Raw genomic sequence first — 14,474 nt, 5'->3', positions numbered from 1 at the left:
CTGTGACAGCCCAGCGGACCTACGGCGGCGTCTCCGCCGACGAGCGGCGGGCGCAGCGGCGATCGGCCCTGCTCACGGCGGCGCTGGAGATCATCGGCGCGCACGGCCTCGGTAAGCTCACCGTCTCCGGGCTGTGCACCGCGGCCGGGCTGAACGAGCGGTACTACTACGAGAGCTTCGACAGCAGGGACGCGGTGCTCAGCGCGCTGATCGACGACATCGCCGAGGAGCTCGCCGTCGCCATCCTGACCGCGCTGCGCACCGCCCCCGACGAGCCGGGCGCCAAGGCGCACGCCGCCATCGCCGCGGGCATCCACCTGCTCACCGACGACCCGCGCAAGGCCGAGGTCGCGCTGATCGCCGGCATGGCGACCCCCGAGCTGCGGGCCCGCACCAATGCCACGGTCCGCGCCTTCGCCCGGTTGGTGGCGGCCCAGGGCGGCGACATCTACGGCGTCACCGACCCCACCTCGGACCCGCTCATCGACTTCCGCGCCACCTACCTCGTCGGCGGCCTCGTGCAGACCCTGACGGTCTGGCTACAGGGCGACCTGACCATGAGCAAGGAGCAGCTGATCGAGCACACCACCGATGTGTTCGTGCTGCTCGGCGAGGATCTGGCGCGCCGCTTCAGAGCGTGAGCGGCACCGCGCGCACCGGGGCGGGCTCGCCCTGCAGCACCACCCGGAACCGGACCTCGCGGCGCGCCCAGTACTCCGCGCCGTCCCGCACCGCCTCCGCGAACCAGCCCCGCTCGGCGGGCTGCTCGGCCAGCAGCTCGGCCGAATCCCTGATCACCGCCAGGTACCCCGGGGCCGCGCCGAGACTCTCGTCGAGATCGCGCAGGCACTCGTCGAAGGCGTCCTTGTTGGCGCCGAAGTAGTACGGGAACTGGAAGGCGGCGGCGAACTCGTCGAACACCCCGTGGATGGTGCGCATCCGGCTGCCGCGCAGCTCGCGCACCACGAAGCCGGCCGGTGCGCGGTGCCTGACCTCGCTGAATTCGGCCGGGTCGACCGCCAGCGAGCCGAGCGGGGGGTGTTCCTGCGTCAAGAAGCGGGCCAGCGAGACGGGCCTGGTCATCAGCGCATCCTCGTGAAGGTGGCGTAGTGGTCGCCGGTGTACCAGGCGGTGCCGTCGCTGCCGGTGACTATTCTCTCGGCGTCGCGGGTCCGGTTGCGCTGCTTGGGGTTGACGTCCCACTCCTGGTAGGTGACGGGTTTGCCGTCGGTGCCGGTGCGCGGCAGGGTGCCCTCGCGGTTCTGCCAGCGGTCGCCGCCCTTGGTCCCGGGGGCGTCGGCGGAGTCCGGCCAGCGGCCGGCGTCGATCTCGGTCAGGGTGTCGTAGGCGCGGGGCGGGACGCCCGGTGCCTGGGCGGTGATCGGGGCGTTCCGCTCGCCCGGCGTGGTCGACGGCGCCGCCGGCTTCGCCGGTTGGGTCGCCGCGGATGTCGCCGGCGCTGCGCTGCCGGGATCGTCACCGCCGCGGGCGAACAACCCGACCAGGACTACGACGACCAGCCCGCCGAGCGCTATCAGGACCTTCGTCAGGGCGCTTCTGCCCTTCTGCGCCTCGCTCATCGGTACTGCGCCTTGCCGGTCGCGCGGCTTGTCGTCATGACAGAGAAATCTACGTCACCCGTCGGTAGCTCGGGCACGGCCGACGTACTCGCCATAGGGGATGGCCGACGCCCACAGCCGTTCTTTCACACTCCGGCAGTACCCGACGATTCCGGCGTCGGCGGTCACCGCCAGCCCTGCCGGTTTCCGGTCCGCGCCGACCATGTTGTAGACGACCCGTTCGTTGTCGAGGAGCCACCAGTCATCGGGCGGGACCTCTCCAGCGAGATGCCGAAGAACGTATCGGATGTCCTCACCCGCGGCCGTGTTCGTGTCGGTCACCGAGAGCAGCCAGCGGTGGTAGTCGGTGTGCGGGACGGTGACGACCCGCACCCGGCCGACGACTACGCCCCTTCGCGTGGTCTCTCGGATGAGATCGTTCCACCGGTTCTTGTGCTCGTCCGGCAGCGCGGGCTCACCCTCGAGGAAGCGGCGGAATCGCTCCGACTCGGTGGGCACGGCGTAGACGTCCCCGACCTCCAGATGGAACGCTTCCGCTCGGCATTCGTCGAAGAGAGCGGTCCAGTCGGGCGGCTCGGACTGTAGGTAGAGCATAAATCTCACTTCCGTCGACTCGTCGGACTCCGCGATCTCCCCACCGGTCACCCGGCCGTAGTAGACCACCGCGAACTCCTGTCTGACCTCGCCGTTCGCATAGGCGATCACGTGCTGGGGGTCGGTATAGATGCCCAGCAGTCCGGTGATCGCTATATCGAGCCCGGTTTCTTCGCGGGTCTCCCGGACAGCGCACTCTCCGAGCGTCTCACCCACTTCCATGATCCCGCCGGGAAGCGACCAGTTGCCCGAGTCACCGCGGCGCTGCATCAGCACGCGTCCGCACTCATCGGTGACCAGTGCCGCAGCCCCCGGCCTCAGCGAGTTCGGAAGTGGCGCGTCCGGGTCTCGGTAGTGATCACGCCGTGCGCCCACCCGCGAATCCTTGCGTCGATGTGACACTGCCGCGCACTGCCCGACTACGCCGCGATACCGACCTCATCGCACAATCGCCGAATATCGGTGCGCAACCCCGACGGCGGATTCTTCCGCAACCCGTGCAACATCTCCCGCGCGAAACCGTTGTACCGAATAGTCTCGGGCGCGGTTTGTGCCGCCTTGTCCAGCAGCGCGAATGCGACCACGTGTTCAGCACGCTGCGTGTGTGCTCGCGCCACCTCGATGAAGTGGCGGGATCGTCGCGGCACCGACGCGATGCTGCCGGCGTCGAAGCTGTTCGCTGCCCGCACCGCTTCTCCGGATCGTCGCAATTCCACGCCGAGGGTCGTGGCGTGTGCTGCCATAACCGGCGTCGAGAACGAGGTCTGGACGTGCCGATAGTCAGCGCCGAGCGCACTGGCCACCCGATCGGCCCTCTCCCAGTATGCCCATGCTTCACCATGCCGACCGCGGCGAGCGTGGACGTAGGCGAGCTCGGCGTCCAGCGCCCCAGCGATGCCGCGCCAATCGTTCGGCGTGTTGTCGCGATCGAGATAGGGAGCGATTCGTTCACCCGCTGTCCGGGCGAGGCCGATCGCTTCCTCCCAACGCCCCGAATCCCGCAGCGCCTGGACCATCGCCCAGGCGCCACAGGCGATGACGTAGGGGTCGTCGGATTCGTACCCCTCGTTCAATGCCCGGTCGGCGACGAGCCAGACCAGCTCAGGGGCGGGTTGATAGGCGACGTAGAAATCCGCCAGTTGATAGACGCCCGCAAGTACCCGGCGTGCGGATCGGCGGTCCGGTCCGCCGGCTCGTACCGCGCCCTGCGCATCCCGGATAAGACCGGGTAACAGGGCACCCAGTTGTGTTCTGTGATCCGGGCTGGAATGGCGAATCGTCCAAGCCTGATTCAGGCGCACCGCCAGGTGCCCCACCGATTCCGGTCGTGACGCGTTGTGCATTCGGTAATCGGTGAGCGCCTGTTGCACGTCGGTCAGTGCCGCATGTCGTTCGCCGGCGAATACGCCGACGGGGACCGCGTAACCGTCTCCGGTCAGCTCGGCCAGGTCTTTGATTTCGAGAGCCCGGGCAATGCGGAGCAGCATCGGTAGCGCCGGGGTCTTGATACGGCCGTTCTCCACGGCCTTGACCCACTCGGCGGACCGGCCGAGAAGTCCGGCCAGCACCGGCCTCGACATGCCCCTCCGTGTCCGGAGCCGTTTGATGCGCATCCCGATCGGGAGTTCGTCGATTGTCATCGTGGGACCACCTTCCCGCCTGGCGTCACCTCGCATCAAGGGTATCGGCTCCTCCGCTCCTGGTGTCGAGCGCGAACCAGGCAGCGAAGGGGGAACTGATGAGAAGGTCACTGCCACAACGTGTTCCGCATCCTCGGATACGGGGGCAACACCGCACTGTCTCAGCGGAGACGTTGGAAGCCGTCGCAGTCGCGCTCCGCAACTGGGAGGGGCCGGCTCCCGGCGGGCGAGAACGTCCCGTGCTGCCGATGCCCGCCTCTCCGGCGCCCGACGAGCCGGACGTGCATCTGAGCATCCGGCTCGGCGGAATACCGCTGGACTACATCGCCTGCCTGACGGCGGCGCTGATCTTCGTGCAGGAGCACGCGGAACGCCGGTATGTGGATGCGGTGCGGGTGGACAGCGACTGCGCTCCGCAGTTTCGCCGTCTGCCGAACGAACGGCTGTACCTGATCACCTAGGAGGTGCGGCTTCCCACCAGGGCCGTGCCGGTCCGGGTGCCGGTGATCCCCGGAAGCTCGCTGAATCCGACCGTGACCGGGGCGTGATCGGACCACCGCTCGGCGTAGGTCGCCGCCCGCTCCACGCGCGCGGACTCCGCGAAGTGCGCGACATCAGGGGTCGCGAAGACCGCGTCGATGCGCCAGCCGGCGTCGTTGTCGTAGGCGCGGCCGCGGTAGGACCACCAGGAGTACGGGCCGTCACCCTCGGGGTGCAGGGCGCGGACGACGTCCACCCACCCGTCGGCGAGGAGTCCGTCGATCCAGGCCCGCTCCTCGGGGAGGAACCCGGACGACTTGCGATTGGCTTTCCAAGCCTTCAAATCCCGCTCGGTGTGCGCGATATTCCAGTCGCCCGCCACGACAGCGGCACCGCCGCGAGCCGCCAGGTGTGCGCCGAATTCGGTGAGGAAGCGGGACTTCTCGTCCTGGCGCGGGGTGCCGACGTCGCCGGAGGGGACGTAGACGCTGGCGACGGTCAGCCCGTCGAAGTCCGCCTCCAGGTACCGGCCACTCCCGTCGAATTCCGCACTGCCGAAGCCGATCCGGACGGCCGACGGCTCCCGCCGGGAGAGGATCGCGACGCCGGCGCGGCCCTTCGCCCCTGGCTCGGCGTTCGCCAGGTGCCACTCGCCGAGCGCGGGGGCGAGCGCGGCGCGGGTCTGGGGGTCGCTGGCCCTGGTCTCCTGCAGGCAGACGACGTCGGCCGCGGTGGTGGCGAGCCACTCCAGCAGCCCCTTGCCGGTTGCCGCCCGGACGCCGTTGACGTTCACGGTTGTGATGATTCCTGGCACCGGAAAACCGTACAATGCTGGTCACACGTACGTTTCCGGCGCCACACCCGGCGCCGGGCGTCCGCGGGAGCCCTCCGCACCGGCGGGCTCCGCAACTCCGGAGCCGACCGGCCCCGGCGAACGACCCCCGGGCGTCGCGACACCGCCGTCACCGCCCAGGAAGGGGTGTTGACGATGTCGTCCGACACCGGTTCATTCCGCCGCACTTTCCCGCGCGCCACCTTCGTCCGCCGCCGCAGGGTCGGGCCGCTCGACGCGATCGTTCCGGACCCGCGAACGCTGGCTCCCGCCGTAGGCGAGCCGCTTCCGGCCCCGGCGCTCGCAGTGGCCTCGGACGCCGCCCTCGACGCGAGGGCCACCACCCCGTCCATGGCGGCATCCACCCCACCGGAGGTGAGCACCGCATGCGCCGAGGCAGACGCCGCACAGGGCTTCGCGGATCTACCGCACCGATCGCAGCCGGCTTCCGCCCCGGACACCGAACCCCTGACCCGCCCCTCCGGCACCCGCCGGGTAGTGCCGCTACCCGTGCGCCCGGCCCCGGAACCAGCACCGAAACCGAAGCGCCCCACCCCCGCCCGCCCGCAGCCCATCGCGGCGATCCACATCGGCTCCGGCGACCCGCTCCTGCTCCTGCACGGCTTCCTGCTCTCCCCGCACTGCTGGGAGCAGGTGGCGGCACGGATGGCGGCACGGTGCGAGGTCTTCGCACCGGCGCTGCCTGGCCACTGGGGCGGCCCTCCGATCGACGGCCACCTCGACGTGCGCACACTGGCCGATGAGATCGAAAGAATGCTCGACGAAAAAGGCTGGCGCACCTGCCATATCGCGGGCAACTCGCTCGGCGGCTGGATCGGCGCCGAGCTGGCGCGGCGCGGCCGGGCCCGCACGCTGACGCTGATCGCCCCGGCGGGCGGCTGGGGCTCGCCGAGCCTGACCCAGTTCCGGGTCGGGCTGAAGTTCCTCGCGCTGGTCCCGCTCGCCGAGGCGGGAAAGCGGATCGGGGTGCGGCCGATGGACAACCCGGTCGTGCGAAGGCTGGCCGGGTACGCGCTGGCCAAGCACCCGGGCCGGATCGCGCGCCGGGATTCCAGCGCCGCCGTGCAGGCCGTCCTGCAGTGCGCGGCCATGGTTCCCCTGCTGCTCGGCGGCGCGCGCCACCCCGCGCTCCCCGACCTCGCCACGCTCGGCACCCCGGTGCGGCTCCTGCTCGCCGAGTACGACCGGGTGATCCCGAACCGGGTCTACGCCCGCCGCTACCTGGCCGAACTCCCCGACTCCGCCGACCGCATCCTGGTCAACGGCGTCGGCCACGTCCCCATGCTGGAGGCGCCGGACCGGATCGCCACGCTCATCGCCGAGCACGTCTATGCCAGCCGGAACCGGCTGCGCGCGCTGTAGCTACTCGTCCTCGCCCCGCGCGCGGCGCTCGTAGGCGCTGCGCGCGGCGGTGTCGACATCGTCCAGGAAGACCTTCTCCAGGCCGAAGGCGTGCGCGAGATACTCGCTCACCTTGGTCGGCAGGAAGTACTGCGAGGCCACCAGCGCCCCGGCCAGCTTGGTGACCGCGACCCGGCGCTTCGGCTTGGCGATCAGCCCGGCGACCGCCGCCGCGATCTCCTCGGGCTCGGCGTTCTTCATGCCCTTGGCGCCCGCCGTGCCGGAGACCAGCTCGGTGTTGGTGAAGGTCGGGAGCACGGCGGAGAACTCGACGCCCTGTTCCCGGTACTCCGCCCGCAGCGTGTCGGTGAGCGCGAGCACCGCCGCCTTGCTGGCGCAGTAGGTGGCGAGGCCGGGCGTGGGCGCCTCGCCGGCCAGCGAGGCGATATTGATGACCTGCCCGCGGCCGCGCGGCACCATCCGCTGGGTGGCGAGCTTGCTGCCGACGATCACGCCGTGCACGTTGATGTCCATGATCCGGCGGCTCACCCGGTCGGGTTCGGCGTCGAAGCGGCCCGCGGGCATGATCCCGGCATTGTTGACCAGCACGTCCACCGGGCCGAGTTGCCGCTCCACCTGGTCGAGGAAGGCGGCGAAGGATTCCGGGTCGGTGACGTCGAGCCTGCCGTAGACCTCCAGGCCGAGGTCGGCGCCGGCCTCCTTGACCTTCGCCTCGTCGATATCGCCGATCGCCACCTGGGCGCCCTGGTCACGGAGGTGCTTCGCGGTGGCGAAGCCGATGCCGCGCGCGCCGCCGGTGATGACGACGACCTTGCCAGCGATGGTGGTTGCCGTTGCCATGGGAGTTCCTCTCAGCGCTTGGTGGCGGAGTCGGCGAGCAACCCCTTGGCGATGTGGGTGACCTGGATTTCATTGCTGCCCGCGTAGATCATCAGCGACTTCGCGTCCCGCGCCAGCTGCTCCACCCGGTACTCCTGCATGTACCCGTTGCCGCCGAACAGCTGGATCGCGTCCATGGCCACGTCGGTAGCCGCCTCCGAGGCGTACAACTTCATCGCCGACGCCTCGGCCAGGCTCGGCGGCTTTCCGGCCCGGCCGCGCTCGAGGGTGCTGAAGACCATGTTGCGCACATTGATCCTGGCCACCTCCATCTTCGCCAGCTTGAGCTGGATGAGCTGGAAGCGGCCGATCTCCTGCCCCCACAGCGTGCGGGCGCGGGCGTAGTCGACGGAGAGCCGCAGACACTCCTCGATGATGCCGAGCGCCTGGAACGCCACCCCGACCCGCTCGGCGGTGAAGCTGGAGCGCGCGCTCTCCCTGCCGTCGCCGCTGCTGTGCTCCTCGGTCTCGCCGAGCAGCCGGTCGCGGCCGAGCCGGACGTCGTCGAAGAAGAGCTGGCCGGTGGGCGAGGCGTGCAGCCCCATCTTCTTGAACGGCTTGCCCTGGGTGAAGCCGGGCATGCCGGAGTCGAGCACGAAGGTGAGGACCTTGCGGTCGCGCTTGGCGGTGGTGCCGTCGTCGAGTTTGGCGTAGACGATGACCACGTCGGCGTAGGGGCCGTTGGTGATGAAGGTCTTCTGGCCGTTCAGGATGTAGTCGTCGCCGTCCCGGCGGACGGTGGTCTGCATGCCGCCGAAGGCGTCCGAGCCGGAGTCCGGTTCGGTGATCGCCCAGGAGGCGACCTTGCGCATGGTCATCAGGTCGGCGAGCCAGCGCTCCTTCTGCGCCAGCGTGCCGCGCGCCCGGATGGTGGCCGCGCCCAGCCCGAGGCTCACGCCGAGCGCGCTGACCAGGCCGAGGCTCACGCCGGAGAGCTCCGAGATGAGCACCGCCATCATGGAGTCCTGCGAGTTCTCCTCGCCCGTGCCATCGGCGCTCTCGCCCGCGCGCTCGCGGGCCAGCGACTTGCGCACCGCCTCGTCCGACATGGCGTCGATCCCGAACTGCGCGAACAGTTTCCGGATCACCGGGTACGGCGGCAGCTCGCCGCTCTCCAGCTCGTCCAGCCGGGGCCGGAGCTCCTTGTCCACGAAACCGCGGACCGCGTCGCGGATCATCAGGTCGGTCTCGGACCACTCGAACATCGTTGTTCCTCCCGGCACACATGCGTGCACGCTTGTATGAAAGTGACCATACCGGCGGGCCCGCGGGGGCGGGGCGGGTTCGCCGCAACCGGTGTCAGCGGGGCACGCCGGGGGGCTGTTCCGGCAGCGTGCGGCGCAATTCGGTGCTGGCGCGGAGCCAGCGGCGGCGGGCTCGGGCCGGGTCGGTGCCGACGAAGTCGGCGACCAGGATTCCGCGCAGCACGTCCATGGCGGTGTAGAGGAGGTCGCGGAGCGGGCGGGCGTCGCGGTCGGCGGGAAGCAGGTGGGCGATGGTGGCCAGGACCATCTCGTCGATCACCGGCTCGGCCTCGCGCAGCGCGGCGGCGAGCACCGGGTCGGTGCGGCCCGCGATCCAGAGTTCGGCGGAGGCGGCAAAGAGCGGGCCCTGGTGGGTCTCCCAGAGCAGCTCCAGTGCGACGCCGAGTGGGTCGGCGCTGGTGGTGGCGCGGTCCAGCTCGCGGACCGCGATCTCCGAGCGGCGCTGCGCAAGGTGCCGGACCGCGGCGACCACCAGATCGGCCTTGGCGCCGAAGTGGTGCACCTGGGCGCCCCTGGTGACACCGGCCCGGGCCGCGATGCGCGGCGTGGTCGTGCCCGCGTAGCCGTACTCGACCAGGCAGTCGACGGTGGCGTCGAGCAGCCGCTCACGCATGGCGCTGCTGCGCTCGTGCTGGGTGCGGCGGCCGCCCGCCACGCTGCTGGCCATCAGCGGATTCTACGCGCGGGCCGGGCGGCGCCGGGGTGCGCGCGGACCGGGCGCGACGAGCGCGGGCCGCGCGGTTACGACGAGCGCGGGCGGCGGACGCGCCGCGTCAGTGCGCGGAGGTGCGCTGCGTCCGTGCGCGGCGGACGCGCTGCGTCAGTGCGCGGGGGTGCGCCGGGCCAGTGCGACGGTCACGGCGAAGAGCAGGACGCCGCTGATGGCGAGGGCGGCGCCGACCGCGGCGGGCGCGGTGTAGCCGTAGCCCGCGGCGATCACGAGACCGCCGAGCCAGGCGCCCGCGGCGTTGGCGATGTTCAGCGCGGCGTGGTTGAGCGCGGCGGCGAGCGTCTGGGCGTCGGCGGCGACATCCATCAGCCGGGTCTGCAACCCGGGCGCGAGCGCGGCGCCCGAGGCCCCGACCAGCAACGCGCCGATCGCGGCTGTCACCGGGTTGTGCGCGGCGGCGACGAATCCGGCCAGGATCACCACCATGGCGACCATGCCGATGAAGATCGAGCGATCCACCCCGCGATCGGCCAGGAACCCGCCTGCGATATTGCCGATCACCATCCCGACCCCGAAGAGCGCGAGCACCAGCGGCACCAGCCCGGCGCCGAGCCCGGCCACATCGGTGAGCGTGGTGGCGACGTAGGTGTACACCGCGAACATGCCGCCGAAGCCGACGGCCCCGACCGCCAGCGTGAGCAGCACCTGCGGCCTGCGCAGCGCGCCGAGCTCGGTGAGCGGGTTGGTGGTGACGATCCCGGTGAACGGCGGCACGAACCGCAGCAGCGCCCCGATCGTCGCGAGCCCGATCACCGCGACCACCACGAACGCCGACCGCCACCCGAATGCCTGCCCCAGCCAGGTGGCGGCGGGCACCCCCACCACATTGGCCACGCTGAGCCCGAGCATCACCGCCGCCACCGCCTTGGCCCGCTGCCCGGCGGGCGCCAGGCTCGCGGCGGCCAGCGAGGCGACGCCGAAGTAGGCGCCGTGCGGCAGCCCCGCCACGAAGCGCGCCGCCACCAGCGTGCCGTAGTTCGGCGCGAGCACCGTCGCCAGATTGCCGACGGTGAACGCCACCATCAACCCGACCAGCAGCTTCTTCCGCGGCAGCCGCGCGAAGGCCGCCGCGATCACCGGCGCGCCGATCACCACGCCGAGCGCGTAGGCGGAGACCGCGTGCCCGGCCGTCGGCTCGGAGACGTTCATGGCGCCCGCGATATCGGGCAGCAACCCCATGGTCACGAACTCGGTGGTGCCGATCCCGAACCCGCCGAGCGCCATGGCCAGCACGGCGGGCAGGTGCCAGCTGGTGCGCGGGGTCTCGACGGCGATCGCGGTAGAAGTCACGCTCTCGTGCAACCCGGTCGCGGCGCTGCGGGGTTCCCGATCCCGGGGTGAGATCGGCCACCCCGGGACTCAGCGCTGTTCGAAGGTGCGCCGGTACTGGGCCGGGGAGACGCCGAGCCCGGCGGCGAAGTGCCTGCGCAGGTTGGTCGCGGTGCCGAGCCCACACAGCAGGGCGATCCGCTCGACCGGCAGCGCCGTGGTCTCCAGCAGGGTCCGCGCGTGGGACAGCCGCTGGCTCAGCAACCACCGCATGGGGGTCGAGCCGGTCGATTTCAGCAGCCGCCGGTGGAAGGTGCGCGGGCTCATGGCGGCGCGGGCGGCGAGGGCATCGACGGTGAGCGGTTCGTCCAGGTGGGCGAGCGCCCACTGCAGCACCGGGCCGAGGTCGTCGGCGGGACGTTCGGGCACCGCGAGCTCCACGAACTGGGCCTGCCCGCCGGACCGGTGCGGCGGCACCACCATCCGCCGTGCCAGCTTGTTCGCCACGGCGGCGCCCAGATCGCGGCGCACGAGATGCAGGCAGACGTCGACCGCCGCCGTCATCCCGGCGCTGGTCAGCACATCGCCGTCGTCCACGTAGAGCACCGATTCGTCCACCCGGATCCGGGGGTGCCTGCGCGCGAGCACCTCGGCGTGCTCCCAGTGCACCGTCACCCTGCGGTCGTCGAGCACCCCGGCGGCCGCGAGCGCGAAGACGCCGTCACAGAGCGCGACCATCCTGGCCCCGGAGCGGTGCGCGGCGGCCAGCGCGTCGACCAGCTCCGCCGGCACCGGGCGCTCGGCGCCGACGCACTCCTGCGAGACCGACGGCACGATCACCGTGTCCGCGCCGAGCAGCCCATCCGGCCCGTACTCCGGCCGGATGACCGTGCCGAAGCCGATCGGCCGCTCCACCCCGGCGCCGCCGACGGCGCAGACCCGCAGCTCGTACCAGGGGTCGGCGAGGTCGGGCTGCGGGGTGCCGAAGACGGCGGCGACCACGCCGAGTTCGTAGAGGTCCCAGGGGTGCAGCGCGCCGGGGGCGAGCGCGAGGGCGACGGTGCGGTTCCGCATACCGCCAAGGGTATGGCAGTAATCGTTCGCAAGTGGTCGGTCCTGCCACTGTCGCCGGGGGGTGTGCGGCCCGAAAACTGGATGCCGACCCCCTGGAAAGGAATTCCCGATGACCTCGACCCCCGTCACCGTGCTCGGCCTCGGCCGCATGGGCTCCGCCATCGCCGCGGTGCTGCTGCGCGCCGGCCACCCCGTCACGGTCTGGAATCGCACCCCCGGCCGCGGCGCCGAACTGACCGGCGCCACCGTCGCCACTTCGCTCGCGAGCGCCGTCGCCGCGAGCCCGCTGATCGTCTCCGTCTCGGCGAGCACCGCCGCGGCCGCCGAAACGCTGCTCCCGCTCGGCCCCGGGCTGCGCGGCCGCACGGTGCTGAACGTCGCCACCGGCCGCCCGGACCAGGCCCGCGAGCTCGCCGCCGAGCTGGAGCAGCACGGCGCCCGCTTCCTGGACGGCGCCATGCTCGCCGTGCCGCAGACCCTCGGCACCCCGGAGAGCCTGCTGCTGCACAGCGGCTCCGAATCCGCGAGCGCCGAGCACGCCGACGTCCTCGCCGCCTGGGGCACCACCCGCTACCTCGGCACCGACCCCGGCGCGGCCGCACTGCACGACATGGCGGTGCTCGGCGGCATGTACGGCCTGTTCGCCGGGTTCTTCCAGGCCACGGCCATGGTCGGCGGCTCGGCCCGCGGCTTCACCGACGACCTGCTCGTCCCCTGGCTGCGCGCGCTGCTCGACCTGCTCCCCCTGCTCGCCGACGAGATCGACTCCGGCGAGTACCCGGTCAGCTTCTCCGACCTGGCGGTCAACCGCAGCGGGCTCGCCGACATCCAGGCCACCGCCGCCGACGCGGGCGTCCGCACCGACCTCATCGACCCGCTGCTGCGGATCTTCGAGGCGCAGGAGAAGGCCGGGCACGGCGCCGCGAGCTTCACCCGCGCGGTCGCGGCCCTGCGTCCCGCGCTCTCGGCCGCGCGGTGATCCCTATGCCCCGCCGAGCCCAACCGTCTGCACGAGGTTCGCCGGCGAGAGGGCGAGAGCCAGCTGCTCCTCGGTCATCAGTGCCTTCTCCAGGATCAGCGACGGCACGGTCCGCCCCGAGACGAGCGCCTCGGCGGCCACCTCGGCCGCGGCGTGGTACCCGAGGTGCGGGGTCAGCGCCGTGACGACGCCGATCGAGATGTCGACCATCCCGCGCAACCGCTCGGCGTTGGCCTCGATCCCGTCGACGCACTTGGTGGCGAGGATCCGGCAGGCGCGGCCGAGCATCTCGATGGAGTCGAACAGGCAGTGCGCGATCACGGGTTCGAAGGCGTTCAGCTGCAACTGCCCGCTCTCCGCGGCCATGGTGATGGTCAGATCGTTCCCGATGACGCGGTAGGCGACCTGGTTGACCATCTCCGGGATCACCGGGTTGACCTTCCCCGGCATGATCGACGACCCGGCCTGCATGCTCGGCAGGGTGATCTCGTTGAACCCCGCCCGCGGCCCGGAGGAGAGCAGCCGGAGGTCGTTGCAGATCTTCGACATCTTGACCGCGGTGCGCTTCAGGACACCGGAGAGCTGCACGAAAGCGCCCACATCCTGGGTGGCTTCGACCAGGTCGGAGGCGGTGACCACGGGGAAGCCGGTGATCTCGCGCAGCTGGGCCGTCGCCAGCTCGGCGTAGCGCGGGTGGGCGTTGAGCCCGGTGCCGATCGCGGTGCCGCCGAGGTTGATCTCGGTGATCAGGGCGGCCGACTCGGTGATCCGCTCGATGTCCTCGCGCAGCATCAGCCCCCAGGCGCCGAATTCCTGGCCCAGCGTCATCGGAACCGCGTCCTGGAGCTGGGTGCGGCCGACCTTCAGGATCCCGGAGAACTCCGCCGATTTGGCGAGCAGCGCCGCCACCAGCTCACTCAGCCCGGCGCGCAGCCCGACCATGGCGGCCTGCAGCCCGACCTTGATCGCCGTCGGGTACACGTCGTTGGTGCTTTGACCACGGTTGACGTGGTCGATCGGGTGAATCCGGTCGTACCGGCCGCGGTCGAGGCCGAGCAGCTCGAGGGCGCGGTTCGCCACCACCTCGTTGGCGTTCATATTGGTCGAGGTGCCCGCGCCGCCCTGCAGCACGTCGACGACGAAGTGCTCGTGCCAGGCCCCGGCGTAGATCTCCGCGCACGCCGCCTCGATGGCATCGGCGATGTCGGCGGGCAGCAGCCCGAGCTCGCGATTCGCCCGTGCCGCTGCCTGTTTCACCGCGGCCAGCGCGCGCACGAGCTCGCTGTGTGCCCCGATGGCGATGCCGGTGATCGGGAAATTGTCCACTGCCCTCGCGGTGTGCACTCCGTAGAGTGCCGCGGCCGGGACCTCGCGGTCGCCGAGCGAATCGTGCTCGGTTCGTGTCATCACGGGCCTACGCTCTCGGTGTGCCCGACGTCTGTCAAGACGAACGAGATATGGCTCTCGAAGCGAATATTCGGCGCAACGCGGGCTTCACCGGCCGGAAACGTCGCGCCCCGGCGGCCGAGCCCGCCATCGGGATCGCTTCGGCCGCCTTGCACACGTAATCCGTTGCCCATCAGACGAATACAATTACCGCGGCGATCCTTCCGGCTGGACGGAGTCGAGCAGCGGCACGGCGCGTGGCCGGGCGCGGCGCAATTCGCCGGTCGCTCCGCGATACCGTGCGTTCCAACGGTTTTCGGGTACCGTTTGGCGGAGCGGGCGCATTGCTCCGGCGAGGCAGGTGGAACGCACGAGGTCGATTG

15 protein-coding genes are annotated in these 14,474 nt (G+C 71.2%); 4 read left to right on the top strand and 11 right to left on the bottom strand.

Features of this window, described 5'->3' with window-relative positions; translation table 11 throughout:
- Positions 1 to 2 precede the first annotated feature (2 nt).
- Positions 3 to 641: a TetR/AcrR family transcriptional regulator gene (locus tag LTT61_RS23235; RefSeq protein ID WP_233016170.1), complete on the top strand. Its 639-nt coding sequence runs from the start codon at positions 3 to 5 to the stop codon at positions 639 to 641.
- On the opposite strand, the gene LTT61_RS23230 is transcribed toward LTT61_RS23235, so the two are convergent.
- From LTT61_RS23230 to LTT61_RS23215, 4 genes are read right to left on the bottom strand one after another with little or no spacing between them, the layout of a single operon-like run.
- Entirely contained in the window at positions 631 to 1,083 is a 453-nt protein-coding gene (locus LTT61_RS23230) for a barstar family protein (RefSeq protein WP_233016169.1), read from the bottom strand. The two genes, LTT61_RS23235 and LTT61_RS23230, sit on opposite strands and share 11 nt — an antisense overlap.
- Positions 1,083 to 1,580 carry a ribonuclease domain-containing protein gene (locus LTT61_RS23225; RefSeq protein ID WP_233016168.1) on the bottom strand — a complete coding sequence of 166 codons (498 nt, stop codon included), beginning with the start codon at positions 1,578 to 1,580 and terminating at the stop codon, positions 1,083 to 1,085. Before LTT61_RS23225 ends, LTT61_RS23230 begins: the two co-directional genes overlap by 1 nt.
- A gap of 54 nt (positions 1,581 to 1,634) precedes the next feature.
- The gene (locus LTT61_RS23220) at positions 1,635 to 2,549 is read right to left on the bottom strand and encodes a DUF6879 family protein (protein WP_233016167.1); all 915 of its coding nucleotides are present in this window, start codon (positions 2,547 to 2,549) and stop codon (positions 1,635 to 1,637) included.
- Positions 2,550 to 2,593: 44 nt separating this feature from the next.
- Complete coding sequence (locus LTT61_RS23215) at positions 2,594 to 3,814, bottom strand: helix-turn-helix domain-containing protein (protein ID WP_233016166.1); 1,221 nt, start codon at positions 3,812 to 3,814, stop codon at positions 2,594 to 2,596.
- A 239-nt stretch (positions 3,815 to 4,053) separates the two neighbouring features.
- On the opposite strand from LTT61_RS23215, the gene LTT61_RS23210 reads away from it, so the two are divergent.
- Positions 4,054 to 4,275: a hypothetical protein gene (locus LTT61_RS23210; protein WP_233016165.1), complete on the top strand. Its 222-nt coding sequence runs from the start codon at positions 4,054 to 4,056 to the stop codon at positions 4,273 to 4,275.
- Here the strand turns inward: LTT61_RS23210 and LTT61_RS23205 are convergent.
- A complete protein-coding gene (locus LTT61_RS23205) occupies positions 4,272 to 5,108 on the bottom strand; it encodes an exodeoxyribonuclease III (protein ID WP_233016164.1) in 837 nt (278 codons plus the stop codon). The two genes, LTT61_RS23210 and LTT61_RS23205, sit on opposite strands and share 4 nt — an antisense overlap.
- Before the next feature lie 174 nt (positions 5,109 to 5,282).
- On the opposite strand from LTT61_RS23205, the gene LTT61_RS23200 reads away from it, so the two are divergent.
- The gene (locus tag LTT61_RS23200) at positions 5,283 to 6,509 is read left to right on the top strand and encodes an alpha/beta fold hydrolase (RefSeq protein WP_233016163.1); all 1,227 of its coding nucleotides are present in this window, start codon (positions 5,283 to 5,285) and stop codon (positions 6,507 to 6,509) included.
- Here the strand turns inward: LTT61_RS23200 and LTT61_RS23195 are convergent, their stop codons facing one another.
- The 5 genes from LTT61_RS23195 to LTT61_RS23175 form a co-directional block, all read right to left on the bottom strand.
- Complete coding sequence (locus LTT61_RS23195) at positions 6,510 to 7,349, bottom strand: SDR family oxidoreductase (protein WP_233016162.1); 840 nt, start codon at positions 7,347 to 7,349, stop codon at positions 6,510 to 6,512. It lies immediately after the preceding gene.
- Positions 7,350 to 7,360: 11 nt separating this feature from the next.
- Complete coding sequence (locus LTT61_RS23190) at positions 7,361 to 8,593, bottom strand: acyl-CoA dehydrogenase family protein (RefSeq protein ID WP_233016161.1); 1,233 nt, start codon at positions 8,591 to 8,593, stop codon at positions 7,361 to 7,363.
- Positions 8,594 to 8,687: 94 nt separating this feature from the next.
- Positions 8,688 to 9,320, bottom strand: a complete 633-nt coding sequence (locus tag LTT61_RS23185; protein ID WP_233016160.1) for a TetR/AcrR family transcriptional regulator — start codon at positions 9,318 to 9,320, stop codon at positions 8,688 to 8,690.
- Positions 9,321 to 9,473: 153 nt separating this feature from the next.
- Positions 9,474 to 10,607, bottom strand: a complete 1,134-nt coding sequence (locus LTT61_RS23180) for an MFS transporter (protein WP_420094826.1) — start codon at positions 10,605 to 10,607, stop codon at positions 9,474 to 9,476.
- A 135-nt stretch (positions 10,608 to 10,742) separates the two neighbouring features.
- On the bottom strand, positions 10,743 to 11,726 hold the full coding sequence (locus LTT61_RS23175; protein WP_233016158.1) for a helix-turn-helix domain-containing protein: 984 nt from the start codon (positions 11,724 to 11,726) through the stop codon (positions 10,743 to 10,745).
- A gap of 109 nt (positions 11,727 to 11,835) precedes the next feature.
- Between LTT61_RS23175 and LTT61_RS23170 the strand changes: the two genes are divergently transcribed.
- Positions 11,836 to 12,705 carry an NAD(P)-dependent oxidoreductase gene (locus LTT61_RS23170; protein ID WP_233016157.1) on the top strand — a complete coding sequence of 290 codons (870 nt, stop codon included), beginning with the start codon at positions 11,836 to 11,838 and terminating at the stop codon, positions 12,703 to 12,705.
- A 3-nt stretch (positions 12,706 to 12,708) separates the two neighbouring features.
- Here the strand turns inward: LTT61_RS23170 and LTT61_RS23165 are convergent, their stop codons facing one another.
- Complete coding sequence (locus tag LTT61_RS23165; RefSeq protein WP_233021155.1) at positions 12,709 to 14,112, bottom strand: aspartate ammonia-lyase; 1,404 nt, start codon at positions 14,110 to 14,112, stop codon at positions 12,709 to 12,711.
- Between the last annotated feature and the right edge of the window lie 362 nt (positions 14,113 to 14,474).

The organism is Nocardia asteroides (assembly GCF_021183625.1).
Taxonomy (GTDB): domain Bacteria; phylum Actinomycetota; class Actinomycetes; order Mycobacteriales; family Mycobacteriaceae; genus Nocardia; species Nocardia asteroides_A.
Note: the sequence above shows the minus strand (reverse complement) of the source record. Positions and strands in the feature narration are given on the sequence as shown.

Coding starts and splice junctions, on each gene's coding strand:
- LTT61_RS23230 (WP_233016169.1), bottom strand. CDS start 1,083: ATGACCAGGCCCGTCTCGCTGGCCCGCTTCTTGACGCAGGAACACCCC.
- LTT61_RS23225 (WP_233016168.1), bottom strand. CDS start 1,580: ATGAGCGAGGCGCAGAAGGGCAGAAGCGCCCTGACGAAGGTCCTGATA.
- LTT61_RS23215 (WP_233016166.1), bottom strand. CDS start 3,814: ATGACAATCGACGAACTCCCGATCGGGATGCGCATCAAACGGCTCCGG.
- LTT61_RS23200 (WP_233016163.1), top strand. CDS start 5,283: ATGTCGTCCGACACCGGTTCATTCCGCCGCACTTTCCCGCGCGCCACC.
- LTT61_RS23195 (WP_233016162.1), bottom strand. CDS start 7,349: ATGGCAACGGCAACCACCATCGCTGGCAAGGTCGTCGTCATCACCGGC.
- LTT61_RS23190 (WP_233016161.1), bottom strand. CDS start 8,593: ATGTTCGAGTGGTCCGAGACCGACCTGATGATCCGCGACGCGGTCCGC.
- LTT61_RS23185 (WP_233016160.1), bottom strand. CDS start 9,320: ATGGCCAGCAGCGTGGCGGGCGGCCGCCGCACCCAGCACGAGCGCAGC.
- LTT61_RS23180 (WP_420094826.1), bottom strand. CDS start 10,607: ATGGCGCTCGGCGGGTTCGGGATCGGCACCACCGAGTTCGTGACCATG.
- LTT61_RS23175 (WP_233016158.1), bottom strand. CDS start 11,726: ATGCGGAACCGCACCGTCGCCCTCGCGCTCGCCCCCGGCGCGCTGCAC.
- LTT61_RS23170 (WP_233016157.1), top strand. CDS start 11,836: ATGACCTCGACCCCCGTCACCGTGCTCGGCCTCGGCCGCATGGGCTCC.
- LTT61_RS23165 (WP_233021155.1), bottom strand. CDS start 14,112: ATGACACGAACCGAGCACGATTCGCTCGGCGACCGCGAGGTCCCGGCC.